Below are 12,598 nucleotides of genomic sequence, written 5' to 3'. Positions count from 1 at the left end.
CTCGTCAGGTGAGATAGACAGCGACACCTACCGCTCCGATCCAGGCGATTGCGAGCAGCTGGAGGACGCGGTCCCCCAGCGCGATCTCTTCCGGCTCCCCGGCCTCGCCGCCATCGACGTCGACCGCGTAACGCAGGATTGCGATGGTAAACGGGATCATCGAGATCGCGAACCAGTTGGTGTCCTTGATGCCGTCCTGCTGGAACGCCCACAGCCCGTAGAACACCACGACCGCCGTCGCGGCCAGCGTCCAGATGAAGCGCAGGTAGGTGGGCGTGTAGTACTCCAGCGATTTACGGATCTTGGCGCCGGTGCCCAGCGCGATCTGCAGCTCCGCGTAACGCTTGCCCGCGGCCATGAACAGCGAGCCGAAGGCCATGATCAGCAGGAACCACTGCGACAGCTGGATGTTGGCCGCCGCGCCACCGGCCACCGCGCGCAGCAGGAAGCCGGAGGACACGATGCAGATGTCCAGCACGGCCTGATGCTTCAACCCGAAGCAGTAGGCCAGCTGGATACCGATGTAGACCGCCATCACCACGGCCAGGTGCCACGACGCGAGGAACGACCCCGCGATCGACCCGGCCAGCAGCAGCGCCGACAGCAGATAGGCCAGGTTCACCGGGACTACGCCCGCGGCGATCGGCCGGAACCGCTTGGTCGGATGCGCCCGGTCGGCCTCGACGTCGAGCGCGTCGTTCACCAGGTAGATGCCCGAGGCCGCCATGCAGAACACCACGAAGGCGATGCCGACCGGCGCGAGCACGTCCACATCGGTGGCGGTGCCCGCGGCCAGCGGCGCGGCGAGCACCAATACGTTCTTGACCCACTGCCGTGGACGGACTGCCTTGAACAGACCGCCGGCCAGCGTCTTGGGTGGGCCCTTGACGACCGCCTCGGCCAGGTCGGCGCCGGTCGGCTCTTCACTCATGTCAACGAAGGCTCTTTCTTGTGCGGTCACTGTCGAGTCTCTTTTCGGCGGCGAGCAGGGCAGCGGCGGACGCGGCGCCGAGCGCGGAACCGGCGAGCACGTCGGTGGGGTAGTGCACCCCGAGGACCACCCGCGAAAGCAGCATCGGGGGGACGAGCACCGCAGGCAAGGGTAGCCCGGTCAATTTCCCGAGCAACACGGCCGCTGCCGTCGTCGAGGTCGCGTGCGAGGACGGGAAACTGAGTTTGCTCGGCGTCCCCACGTTGACCTGCACCGATGGATCATTCGGGCGCGGACGGCGAACGACGCGCTTGATCACGATCGACGCCGCGTGCGCGCCGACCGCGCCGACCGCGACCCCGGCCCACTGCCTGCGCCGCGGTTTGTCCACCAGCCAGCCCGCGGCGGCGATGCCGACCCAGCCCAGCGCGTGCTCACCGAAGTGCGACAGGCCGCGCGCCGCGGACACCACGGCGGGCTTGCTGCCGAGGGTGGCTTGGACGGCGTTGATGATCGCGACCTCCGGCGGCGCCTGCCCGGCCCCAGGGGGGTTCGCGGACACCGGGCCGCCGTGGCCGTTGGCGCTGTGCGGCGGCGGCTGCACCGCCGCGTCGTCGGCGGCGCTCGCTCCGAGGCTCACTGCTGCTCATCCTTCGTGTCGATGCCGAAGACCTGCTCCCACGCCGCGGTGCTGGTCAGCTGCGGGTGGGCGGCGCGGTAGCGCTGCTGCATCTCCGGGAAACGGGCGGCCAGCTCCTTGCGCAGGCGCATGGCCTCCTGGAACAGGCAGAGCGCCTGGCGCGGGTCGCGCTTGCGGTAGACGACGCCGCGGCCGTCGGCCGTGGTGACGGTGACGCCGTCGACCTGCGAGAGCAGGAACCAGCGCGCGTCCAGCGTCGGCACGTTCAGCTGCGGGGTCTGGTGGTGTTCGGTGCGCGCGGGACGGAAGTTGTGCACCACGCCCTTGACCAGCCGCGTCAGCTTGGCGAGCGGATTGGCCGGCTCGCCGACCGCCCCGACCCCGATGTGGCTGGCCAGCGGCAGTTCGGTGGACGACGGCAGGATCACCGCGTCGGGGTACTGCTTGCGCAGCTCGTGCACCGCCCCCAGCGCGCTGGGCAGTAGCTGGAACAGCCGTTCCGGGCCGGCGAGGAAGTCGCGGATGGCGAGGTTCTGGATCGCCACCGTGGAGTACTCCAGGCACAGCAAATGCTTCAGGGTGGCCTTGATCGTGTTGACGACCATGCCGCGCCCATTGCCCGGCAGGTGCAGCGAGGCGACCACCAGGCGGTTGCGCAGATGAAAGTACGCCTGCCAGTCGATCGCGTCGTCCTTGTCGCTCCAGGCCATGTGCCACACCGCCGCGCCGGGCAGGGTGACGGTGGGGTACCCGGCCGCGCGGGCGCGCAGGCCGTACTCCGCGTCGTCCCACTTCAGGAACAGCGGAAGCGGCTGGCCCAGCTCCTCGGCGACGCGCCGCGGGATGACGCAGGTCCACCAGCCGTTGAAGTCGACGTCGATGCGCCGGTGCAGCAGCTTGGAGTTGTCCCGGTCCTTGAGCGGGTACTTCGAGAAATCGTGGTCGTACTCGACGTTCGGCGCCGCGGTCCACATGAAGATGCCGCGATCGACCACTTCGCCCATGACGTGCAGGTGCGAGCGCTCCTGCAGGTTGAGCATCTGGCCGCCGACCAGCACCGGAGACTTGGCGAAACGGGCGAAGGCCAGCGCGCGCAGGATCGAATCCGGCTCGATCTCGATGTCGTCGTCCATGTAGACGATGTACTCGGCGTCGGTGGTCTTCAGCGCCTCGTACATGACCCGGCTGTAGCCGCCGGACCCGCCGAGGTTGGGCTGGTCGTGGATGGCCAGGCGATCGCCGAGCGCGGCCGCCGATTCGGCGAAGCCGGGCTCGTCGACGACCTTCTTCGTACCCTGGTCCGGGATGATGACCGCCTGGATCTTCTCCAGCACCAGCGGGTCGGAGCCGAGGGCGGCGAGGGTCTTCACCGCGTCGGTGGGCCGGTTGAAGGTGGGCATACCGACCGCGATGCTGCCCTCGCCGGGCGCCTCGACCGGCGCGTACCAGCCGCCGGACAGCAGCGTGACCGCCGTGTCGGTGGTGATGTCGAACCAGATCCAGCCGCCGTCCTCGAACGGGCCCAGGTCGGTCTCGAATTCCACGACCACCGAGTCGGCGGCTCTGTGGTACTGGCGGTCCTCCCAGGTCCCTGCGTGGTTACGCTCCGCTACCTCCTCCGGGCCCGACGCTGGTGCCGCGGTCGCGACCGCGAATTCCTTGCCCTGCACGTGGATCCGCGAGCCGTCGGCCTTGGAGCGGTACACGTCCACGCGGCCGTGACCGGCCAGTTCGAGCCGCAGCACCACCGACGACAGGATGCTCCAGCGCCGCCAGTAGCTCGCGGGTAGCGCGTTGAAGTAGGTGCAGAAGGAGACCTCGGATTCCGCGCCGATCGACAGCGACGTGCGGGTGGTCGCGTGCGCTCGCCTGGCGTTGGTCTCCGACTCCTCGACGTAGAGCGTGCGCACGTCCAGCGGCTCACCCGGCCGGGGCAGGATGATGCGCTGCAACAGCGACTTCGCGCGGGTCTCGGTGGTCATGTCTTCCAGAATGGATTGAGAAGTCATTCCGCTCCTATGCCTCCTGGTCGACCAGCGGCGCGCCGTCCGCCAGATGCGGGCGCAGCACGTTGTCGAACATGCTCAGCGCGCTGCCGATCGCCATGTGCATATCCAGGTACTGGTAGGTGCCCAGACGTCCGCCGAAGACGACCTTCGCCGCGGCGGTCTCCCGCTTGGCCAGCTCACGGTAGGCCAGCAGCTTCGCCCGGTCCTCCGGTGTGTTGATCGGGTAGTACGGCTCGTCGCCGGTCTGCGCGAAGCGGGAGTACTCCCGCATGATCACCGTCTTGTCGGCGGGGTAGTCGCGCTCGGGGTGGAAGTGGCGCGGCTCGATGATGCGGGTGTAGGGCACGTCCGCGTCGTTGTAGTTCATCACCGAGGTGCCCTGGAAGTCGCCCAGCGGCAGCACCTCGGTCTCGAAATCGATGGTGCGCCAGCCCAGTTCGCCTTCGCGGTAGTCGAAGTAGCGGTCCAGCGGGCCGGTGTAGACAACCGGCGCGTCCGGGTTCTCGGCGCGCAGCTGCTCGCGCACCTCGAACCAGTCGGTGTTCAGGCGCACCTCGATCAGGTCGGAGGCGGCCATGTTCTCCAGCCACTTCGTGTAGCCCTCGCGGGGGAGGCCTTCGTAGGTGTCGTTGAAGTAGCGGTTGTCGAAGGTGTAGCGGACCGGGAGGCGGGTGATGTTGCCCGCGGGCAGTTCCTTCGGGTCGGTCTGCCACTGCTTGGCGGTGTAGTCGCGCACGAACGCCTCGTAGAGCGGGCGGCCGATCAGCGAGATGGCCTTCTCCTCGAGGTTCTGCGCGTCCTTGGTCTCGATCTCGGAGGCCTGCTCCGCGATCAGCTTGCGCGCCTCTTCCGGCGAGAAGTAGCGGCCGAAGAACTGGGAGACCAGGCCCAGCCCCATCGGGAACTGGTAGGCCTGGCCCTTGTGCATCGCGAACACGCGGTGCTGGTAGCCGGTGAACTCGGTGAACTGGGTGACGTAATCCCACACCCGCTTGTTCGACGTGTGGAACAGGTGGGCGCCGTACTTGTGGATCTCGATCCCGGTCTCCGGGTCCGGCTCGGAGTAGGCGTTGCCACCGATGTGGTGGCGCCGTTCGATCACCAGAACCCGTTTACCCAGCACGGTGGCGGCGCGTTCGGCAACGGTCAGCCCGAAGAATCCGGAGCCGACGACGATCAGATCGAACTGTGAGGCGGAATGGACGGTGGTACCCGGGGACGATGCGACGGTCACGGGAGCCCAGAGTATCGGAAGTCCCGGCCGTGTCCGGGTGCAGTCGGAACTGTGCTGAGCGGCACCGCTCACCACACCCGATTTCATGCCCCTGACCTCAACATTTCGCCGAATGTTTGCCGGAATGGGCTTCTCCGGAAAACGACAGGTTGGCACCGGCCGCGGCCGGCCCCGGCCGGTGCGCGATCAAGGGGTCTTCTCGGTTCAGGCCGGGAAACCGACGTCGAGTTCCACCTTGTCCCGCTCGGTGTACAGCCGCCAGTAGTGGTCGCCGAGTTGGGCGCCGCTTATCCGGACGATCTCCAGCCCTGCCGGGATCAGCTCCGGATTCTCGTCGATGATCTGCGCGGCCTTGCTGCCGTCGATCAGCGCGCCGATGTTGAGCAATCCGACGTAGACGCCGGTCCCGCGCAATTCGACCGCGAGCTGGCGCAGGTATCCACGCTGAGCGGCGAGCGCGATGCCGAAGTTGGCCAGGTAGGGCGTCACGACATGCTCGGAGGAGCCCGAGGAGAACAGCAGCGCGCCGTCGCCGCGCTTCACCATCTTCGGTGCCAGCGCCCGCGTCACCAGGATCGGCGAGTGCAGCTTCAGCGCGATCGGCGCGTCGAGGGACGGGATGTCCACCTCCAGGGTGGAAGGCAGCCGGTCGCTCATGTTGCCCGCCGCGCCGTGCATGGCCACGTCGATCGTCCCGAAGGTCGCCTCGATTTTCTCGATCACGCCGGTGACCTGCGCGGCGACGGTGACATCCGCGGGGAAGTCCGCGGCCTCGATGCCTTCGGCGGTCAGCTCGTCGGCGTGCCGTCGCGCCTTCTGCGGATCACGCCCGATGACGGCCACCCGGAATCCTTCGCGCCCGAATCGGCGTCCCGTGCCGACACCGAGGCCGGGTCCGTAGCCGAAGATCGCGATGGTCTTGGACATTGCCACTCCAGATTAAGTTGAGACATGGTTCAAGTTATGCGGCGACAGTAGCATTAACTTGAACCAAGGCTCAAAATATTGCGCCTGCCCGATTTGTAGGATCGGCCCGTGGACAAGCCGTTACGCAGCGATGCCCAGCGCAACCGGGACGCGCTCGTGACCGCCGCCCGCGCCGTCTTCTCCGAACGCGGGCTCGACGCGCCGCTGAAAGAGATCGCCGCCCGCGCCGGAGTCGCCATCGGCACGCTCTACAACCGCTTCCCCACCCGGGACGACCTCATCGCGGCCGCTGTCGAGGACCGGATCGAAGCGGGCGGCCGCATCGCGGAGGACGCGCTGGCCATACCCGACCCGTGGGAGTCGTTCGTCTACCTGGTGGAGCGGGTCTGCGCACTGCAAGCCGCCGACCGGCTGCTCAGCGAACTGGCCGTGCGGGCCGCGCCCAGTCCCGCCATCGCGCGGGCGCAGGAGCACGGCCACGGCCTGATGCGCCGGATCATCACTCGCGCGCAGGACGCCGGTGTGCTGCGCCCCGACTGGGTGCTCGAGGACATCGCCTTCATCACCTGGTCACACACCAGGATCGTCGAGGCGACCAGTCACATCGCCCCGGAAGCCTGGCGTCGTCACCTCGCCCTGATACTCGACGGCCTGCGCGCGGAGGCCGCCCACCCGCTGCCGGTGCCTCCCATCACGGAAGACCAATTGATGCACGCGCTCGGACGCGACAGCGAAGCTTGACCGGGCTCGGGCCAGGACGTCGCCTTCGCCGAACACTCAGTGCTGCGATCCCGGATGCGGCGCCGATGGACAGCCGCCCACTCGGCCTTCGCACAGCGAATCACCCCGCTTCGCCACCTGACGTACCAGCGGCCGGTACACGCCTGTGCGTACCGGCCGCCGGATGGTTGCGCTCTACAGCCGCTGCTCGGCGTAGACCTTCATCGCGTCGCGCACGAACTCGGCGGTGCCGGCGCCGTGCACGTCGTAGTTGGCCGCGAAACGCGGGTCGGCCACGTACATCTCGCCGAGGTTGGCGAATGCCTCCTTGACCACCGGACGCCCCTGCCAGCCGATGCCGATCCACTCGTAGTGGCGCTGGACGATGGCCTGCACCTCGTCGGCGTCGGGCGCGAGCCCGGCGGCGTGCGCCCGGCCGTAGTCGGCGGCGATGTCGAGATGGGTCTGCTGGAAGTTCTTCTTGTCCGTGTCGGACATCGAGTTCCACCAGCGGTCACCGCTCTCGTAGGCGTCCTTGCCCCAGCGTTCGATCACCTCGTCCTTGTACTTCGTGTGGTCGAAGCCGTCGAAAACTTCTGCTGCCACGAGTTGTTCACCTCTTTCCGTCTTGTGCAGCGTGGTTCGCACCGACTCGATCTGCCGCCGGATCCGATCCTGTTCCTGCCGGAGCAGTTCCAGGTGCGTACGCAGCGCGGCGGCGGTTTCCCGCTCTCCGGCGAGAACTTCGGCGATGACCGGAAGGCCGAGGCCGAGTTCCCGCAGCAGCAGGATGCGTTGCAACCGCACGAGGGAGTCCTGGTCGTAGTACCGGTAGCCGTTTGCTCCGATCCGGCTGGGCGGCAACAGTCCCAGCTGCCCGTAGTGGCGCAGCGTGCGACTGGTGGTACCGGCCGCCTTCGCCAGATCCTGGATGGACCATTCCTTGCCGCCCACCACCTTGTCTTCCCCTCGTGCTCGCGTCGGTGCAACCAGCTTGCAAGTTGACGTTACGTCAATGTCAACCCCCGAAACGCAGCCCCTGCGCCATCGCGGTTCGGCCGAGGTACCGGGGTCACGCGCAGCACCGGGGACCAGCCCCGAAGCGACATCGCATCAACTGGAGGGCAGGGCCGAGGCAGGCGACGCGGGCAGAGATCCAGCGGTTCCAGATGTGTCCGCAGGCCGCGCAGCGGACCCCAGCGGCGTCGCACCGACCGGCGGTGGCCTATCGCTGACCGACGCCGAGCCACCGAAAGGTGCGGTGCCGGCATCTCCGGGCCGAGCCGCACCGCCAGGCGCGGCGGCCGCACCACCGGGTGCGCCGGGCCGAGCCACACCATCGGGCGTGACCGCCTCGGACCGAAGCGCGGCGCCAGGCGGCGCGGTGGACGGAAGCTGCTGCGTTCCAGCGGCTTCCGGCACTACCTGCAACATGCGCGAGTAGTCCACGACCCGCGCGCCCAGCGTGGGCGTCACGATGATCATGCCGTTGGTGTACATCCGGTAGATCCCCGCACGCTGCGGCAGGATCATCTGCGGTCCGACCGGCGCACCGAGGGAACTGTTCGCGCCGCCGATGCGGCGGTACTCGACATCGATCGCCGACTCGGGGACCGCCGCCTGCGTGCGCGGATCCGCGGCCGGCGTGGTGTTGGGCAGTTCGTCGGGCGCAGGCCCGAGGTCCATGGTGTGGGTATCCGCCGGTTCCGCTTCGCCGGGCGCGGCGGAGGGCTCCGTCCGCAGAATCCGGCCGTCGCGCAGCAGCACCGCGCCCGCTGTCGCCGCGACGGCGGCCGCCGTCCTCGGATCTTCCCGCGCGGTACCGGGATAGCTCTGACAAGCCGTTGTGTCGCACGTCTGCGCGTACGGATAACGTTGCTCCGCAAGGGCATACGAGCGCGCCGCGATCGCCTGGGCACGCAGCGCCTCGGCCGCACCCCGGTCCGCCCAGTTGGGCTGCACCTCGGCCGGGACCACGCCGAGTAGGTAATCCTCGACATCCACCTCATTGATCGTGCGGGCCGCGCCGTCCTCGCGGGCGACGCCGAGCGCGCCGCGGTAGGAAAGACCGCCGCACAGCGTCAGATGTTCCGCCACCGGGCGATTCGGGCGTGGGTCGATCGGACGGATCCAGGGGTCGTCGGTCGAGGTCTGCCACAGCACATCACCGTCGCAGCCGGCCGTCACCGCCACGTTCGCGCCGCCACCGGGCAACGGCGTGAGGTGCGCGGCTTGGCCGGGCACCACCTGCCTGCCCGCCACTCGCAGGCCGGTGGCGGCGAAGGCGTCGAGCGAGGAGCCGTCCTGTGCCGTCAGGCGGACCCGGATGGCGCCGGGTGCGACGGTGCCGAGCGTCGCACCGGGGTAGTAGTGCGCGAGGATGCGTTCGGCTCCCCACCCCGCTCGCGCGCTTTCGAAGGCGCCTACCTGGCTGAAGCCGCCGCTGTGCCCCGGCCCCGCCAGCGGGCGATACGGCGCGTCGACCGACCAGGCCGGGACCGTGATGAGGGCTCCAGCGATCATGCCAACTCCACTGAGCAACAGCCACGCTCTCCCGGAGCGGCGCCTCGCTCGCCGATGCGGGCGCCGATCTCGCTTCCCGCTCCGGAATATCGCCTTCACCAGCATTTTCCTGACCCCCGCATACGTGTATCACGATGCATCCGTTCACTCCCGTGGTTTACCGGGCCAGCAGATATTCACCTTTTCCGCACGTTTTCCAGACGCTCCAGCAATCAACGAGCTACATTCAGGCAATCACATAATTCTCAACCAGAGGTTTAGCCATGTGACTGATGTGGCTATTGTGATCATTGATACATCAGGAAGTGACTCTGAATCACACATGATCACTGGTACGACCTGATTGGAGACGCTCGTGCGGTACCGCAAACCGAAACGCTCCTACGTGCTACCGGTTGTCACCATCCTCGCGGTAGCTGCCCCACTCGGCACGCTCATGCTCAGCGATTCGAACGACTACCGCACCGCCACCAGCAGCGAACCGGCTGCCGTCGCGGCCGAACTCGCCGAGGTCGCACTCACGCGGGCCCCCGATATCGTGTTACCGCTGCGCGAACTCACCGGCCTGACGCTGCCCGACCTGCATCTTTCCGACCTGCGCATGGTGCCGACCGCCGCGGGCATTCCAATTCCGGACGGGCCGCTGCCGCCGGGCGCGCAGCCACCGAAAGGAGCGCGAATACCCAGTTCGAATTCCGTTCAAACCTCGGGTGCCGAATTCATTCCGAACCGAACGTCGGAAAACACGAATTCCCCAGGTCAGCAGATTACCGAGCGCCCGACGAGCAGTGTGCGCTTCATCGCCGATCCGGCCCGGCTCCAGCCCGGCACCACTCCCGACACCCCCGCGCTGTCTCCGGGGGCGGTCGCCCCCGAACTGATGAGCCAGGTGGGGGCCCAGGTCAAGGAACTTTCCAGCGACACCCCGTTCAGCATGGTCGCACTCACCGCGCGAGAGCTGGCGGACACCAAAGCCACGATCCGGGCTCGGCAACCCGACGGCACCTGGGGACCCTGGTACGACACCGAACCGGTGGAGACCCACCGCACCGATCACTCCGGTCCCGGCCCGACCGATGGAACCGAGCCGATCTACGTCGGCAACACGAACGCGGTACAGGTGCTGGTCACCCGTAAGGAAGCAGCTCCGACGATCCAACCGGTGGCGCAGCCCGGACCCATCGCGGACGATCAGTCGCGACCGGGCGACCCGGCTCAGCAGGCCGAAGACCTGACCGCCGTGCTGATCGATCCCGGGCAGGCCCCCGCCGACAGCGACCTGCACAGCGTCGCAGCCACGCTGCCCGGCGGTGGACCGAGTGTGATCACCCGAGCCCAGTGGGGCGCCGACGAATCCATTCGCTGCGACCAGCCGACCTACGACGACCATCTCGGCGGCGTCACAGTGCACCACACCGCGGGCCGCAACGACTACAGCAAGGCCGAGTCGGCGGGCATCGTCCGCGCGATCTACACCTATCACGCGAAGACGTTGGGCTGGTGCGACATCGGCTACAACGCGCTGGTCGACAAGTACGGCCAGATCTTCGAGGGACGCTTCGGCGGCCTCGACCGCCCGGTGCAGGGTGCGCACGCGGGCGGGTTCAACGAGAACACCTCGGGCGTCGCGCTGATGGGCAACTACGAGTCCGAGCAACCGACCCAGGAGGCGATCGAGGCGATCGGCGCTTTCGTCGGCTGGCGCACCAAGGTCGCCGGACTCGATCCCAAGGGCTCCACCACGATGTACTCCGAGGGCACCTCCTTCACCTCGTACGCCGAGGGCGAGGCGGTGCGGTTGCCGGTCGTCTTCGCGCACCGCGACGTCGGCAACACCACCTGCCCCGGCGACGCCGCGTACGCGCTGATGGATCGGATCCGCGACATCGCCGCCGGCGCACCGGGCGCCCCCGGCACGCACGACAGCCAGGCCGCCCCACCCGCCGAATCCGATCTGTCGGCCTTCGCCGCGCTGACCACCAAGCTGCTGAACATGGTGCAGGACAACATCATCGCCAGGCATTGGTCGCAGTCGGGCGGACCGAACGGCCCGCTCGGCGCGGTGCGGTCGGACGTGCTGCCCGCCGCGCAGGGCCAGCAGTACGCGAGATTCTCCAACGGCTACGCCTACACCACCGCGGACGGACAGGTCGTCGAGGTGGTCGGCGGCATCCTGAACCGCTTCCTGCAACTCGGGGCCGACACGGGTGTGCTGGGACTCCCCTTGCGCAACGCCCTACCCGTCCCCGACGGCCTGCGCGCCGACTTCGAGCACGGCTCGCTGATCCTCAACCAGCTCACCGGCATCATCACGACGGTGTGGAAGACCTACTCGAGCGGCGCCCCCGCCCCAGCCGCACCCGCACCGCCGATCGGCCCCGCACCCGGACGAACCCCGCTCGCCCAGAGACCGGCAGGCGCACCGGCCTCGACCGGTCCGGCACAGCTGCACCCATCGCGTCCGGCAGCTGTACCCCCACCACACGGCCCGGCCCCAGCCGCGTTCCCGGCTACATCGCCGTCACCCGAGGGCTGATACCGAACAAGCCGTCGACTTCCACTGGGAGCCCGCGCCCCACGCCCGGGCTCCGAGTCGTTCCGCACGCATCTCGGCGCCCTGGCGTCCAGACGCCCTGACCGCCGCAGGCGCTGAAAACCAACACATTCACACCCACCAGCGTTCGAGGACGCGCGCGACTCCATCGTCGGTGTTCGATTCGGCGATCTCGTCGGCGGCGGCGAGAGCCTCGGGGTGGGCGTTGCGCATCGCTACACCGTGACCCGCCATGGTGAGCATGGGCACGTCGTTGGGCATGTCGCCGAACGCGACGATGGTGGATTCGTTCACGCCGAGCCGCTGGGCGACCACCGCCAGCCCCGCGGCCTTGGTGATGCCGGGAGCGGACAGTTCGATGAGCCCGTGCTCGGTCGAGTACGTGATGTCGGCGCGTTCGCCGATCAGCGGCGCGAGCACCGTGCGCATGTCCGAGCTGCGCGCACCCGGCAGCCGGATCAGCATCTTGATGGCGGGTGCGTCGATGACCTCCTCCCTGGCCACGGAGGTGTCGTCGGGGTTGAGCCAGGCGTGCTCGTACTCGGGCGAGCTGACGAACTGGGGCGTCACGGCGTCGTGGGCGCTCTCGCCGACGCGTTCGGCGGCGAGACCGCAGCCGGGCAGGGCCCGCTCGGCGAGGTCGGCGAGCCAGGCCAGCGTCGGCACGTCCAACGTCATGCTGGCCAGCACCCGGTCGGCGGCGCTGTCGTAGATCACCGCTCCGTTGCCGCAGACGCACAGTGGCGCGTACCCGAGCCCCTGCACCACGGGATCGATCCAGCGCGGCGGACGCCCTGTGGCCAGTACGAACGGCACGCCATCCGCGATCAGCGCGCCCACCGCCGCTTTGGTCCGCGCGGTCACCCGCTCGTCGCGATCTATGAGCGTGCCGTCCACATCGGTGGCGACCATCTTCGGCTTGGGCAGGTGCAGGGGCGTCACCCGTCCATCCTGCCGGACGACTCCGGGCTCGCGCCCGGCCGTGTGGCCGGTTGAGCCTCGGACATGCCCGGATGTCGTGTGGCACGCGCGCAGCGAACCACGTCCTTATGATCGGGGG

General features: G+C 68.4%; 10 protein-coding genes. 2 read left to right on the top strand and 8 right to left on the bottom strand.

What is annotated here, in order from left to right:
- Positions 1–4: 4 nt before the first annotated feature.
- The 5 genes from ACT89H_RS20560 to ACT89H_RS20540 all read right to left on the bottom strand — a co-directional run bounded on the left by ACT89H_RS20560 (position 5) and on the right by ACT89H_RS20540 (position 5,741).
- The gene (locus ACT89H_RS20560) at positions 5–931 is read right to left on the bottom strand and encodes a decaprenyl-phosphate phosphoribosyltransferase (protein ID WP_445110242.1); all 927 of its coding nucleotides are present in this window, start codon (positions 929–931) and stop codon (positions 5–7) included.
- A gap of 1 nt (position 932) precedes the next feature.
- Entirely contained in the window at positions 933–1,493 is a 561-nt protein-coding gene (locus ACT89H_RS20555; RefSeq protein WP_445110379.1) for a phosphatase PAP2 family protein, read from the bottom strand.
- A 74-nt stretch (positions 1,494–1,567) separates the two neighbouring features.
- On the bottom strand, positions 1,568–3,580 hold the full coding sequence (locus ACT89H_RS20550; protein ID WP_445110241.1) for a glycosyltransferase: 2,013 nt from the start codon (positions 3,578–3,580) through the stop codon (positions 1,568–1,570).
- A gap of 7 nt (positions 3,581–3,587) precedes the next feature.
- Positions 3,588–4,814, bottom strand: coding sequence for a UDP-galactopyranose mutase (glf, locus tag ACT89H_RS20545; RefSeq protein ID WP_445110240.1), 1,227 nt, complete (start codon positions 4,812–4,814; stop codon positions 3,588–3,590).
- A gap of 204 nt (positions 4,815–5,018) precedes the next feature.
- On the bottom strand, positions 5,019–5,741 hold the full coding sequence (locus ACT89H_RS20540; protein WP_445110239.1) for an SDR family NAD(P)-dependent oxidoreductase: 723 nt from the start codon (positions 5,739–5,741) through the stop codon (positions 5,019–5,021).
- Between the two features lie 108 nt (positions 5,742–5,849).
- Here ACT89H_RS20540 and ACT89H_RS20535 point away from each other — a divergent pair, with 108 nt between their 5' ends.
- Entirely contained in the window at positions 5,850–6,482 is a 633-nt protein-coding gene (locus ACT89H_RS20535; protein WP_445110238.1) for a TetR/AcrR family transcriptional regulator, read from the top strand.
- A 174-nt stretch (positions 6,483–6,656) separates the two neighbouring features.
- On the opposite strand, the gene ACT89H_RS20530 is transcribed toward ACT89H_RS20535, so the two are convergent.
- Positions 6,657–7,418 (bottom strand): MerR family transcriptional regulator, encoded by a 762-nt coding sequence (locus ACT89H_RS20530; RefSeq protein WP_445110237.1) that lies wholly within the window; start codon positions 7,416–7,418, stop codon positions 6,657–6,659.
- Positions 7,419–7,574: 156 nt separating this feature from the next.
- A complete protein-coding gene (locus ACT89H_RS20525) occupies positions 7,575–8,984 on the bottom strand; it encodes an LGFP repeat-containing protein (RefSeq protein ID WP_445110236.1) in 1,410 nt (469 codons plus the stop codon).
- A 355-nt stretch (positions 8,985–9,339) separates the two neighbouring features.
- Here ACT89H_RS20525 and ACT89H_RS20520 point away from each other — a divergent pair, with 355 nt between their 5' ends.
- Positions 9,340–11,520: an N-acetylmuramoyl-L-alanine amidase gene (locus tag ACT89H_RS20520; RefSeq protein WP_445110235.1), complete on the top strand. Its 2,181-nt coding sequence runs from the start codon at positions 9,340–9,342 to the stop codon at positions 11,518–11,520.
- Positions 11,521–11,649: 129 nt separating this feature from the next.
- Here the strand turns inward: ACT89H_RS20520 and ACT89H_RS20515 are convergent, their stop codons facing one another.
- Positions 11,650–12,450: an HAD family hydrolase gene (locus tag ACT89H_RS20515; protein WP_445110378.1), complete on the bottom strand. Its 801-nt coding sequence runs from the start codon at positions 12,448–12,450 to the stop codon at positions 11,650–11,652.
- Positions 12,451–12,598 lie beyond the last annotated feature (148 nt).

It is taken from the genome of Nocardia aegles (assembly GCF_052545135.1).
This window is presented reverse-complemented; position numbering and strand designations above follow the sequence as displayed.

What these genes read in the sequence shown, in the direction of transcription:
- ACT89H_RS20560 (WP_445110242.1), bottom strand. Translation starts at nt 931, where the DNA reads ATGAGTGAAGAGCCGACCGGCGCCGACCTGGCCGAGGCGGTCGTCAAG.
- ACT89H_RS20550 (WP_445110241.1), bottom strand. Translation starts at nt 3,580, where the DNA reads ATGACTTCTCAATCCATTCTGGAAGACATGACCACCGAGACCCGCGCG.
- ACT89H_RS20540 (WP_445110239.1), bottom strand. Translation starts at nt 5,741, where the DNA reads ATGTCCAAGACCATCGCGATCTTCGGCTACGGACCCGGCCTCGGTGTC.
- ACT89H_RS20525 (WP_445110236.1), bottom strand. Translation starts at nt 8,984, where the DNA reads ATGATCGCTGGAGCCCTCATCACGGTCCCGGCCTGGTCGGTCGACGCG.
- ACT89H_RS20515 (WP_445110378.1), bottom strand. Translation starts at nt 12,450, where the DNA reads ATGGTCGCCACCGATGTGGACGGCACGCTCATAGATCGCGACGAGCGG.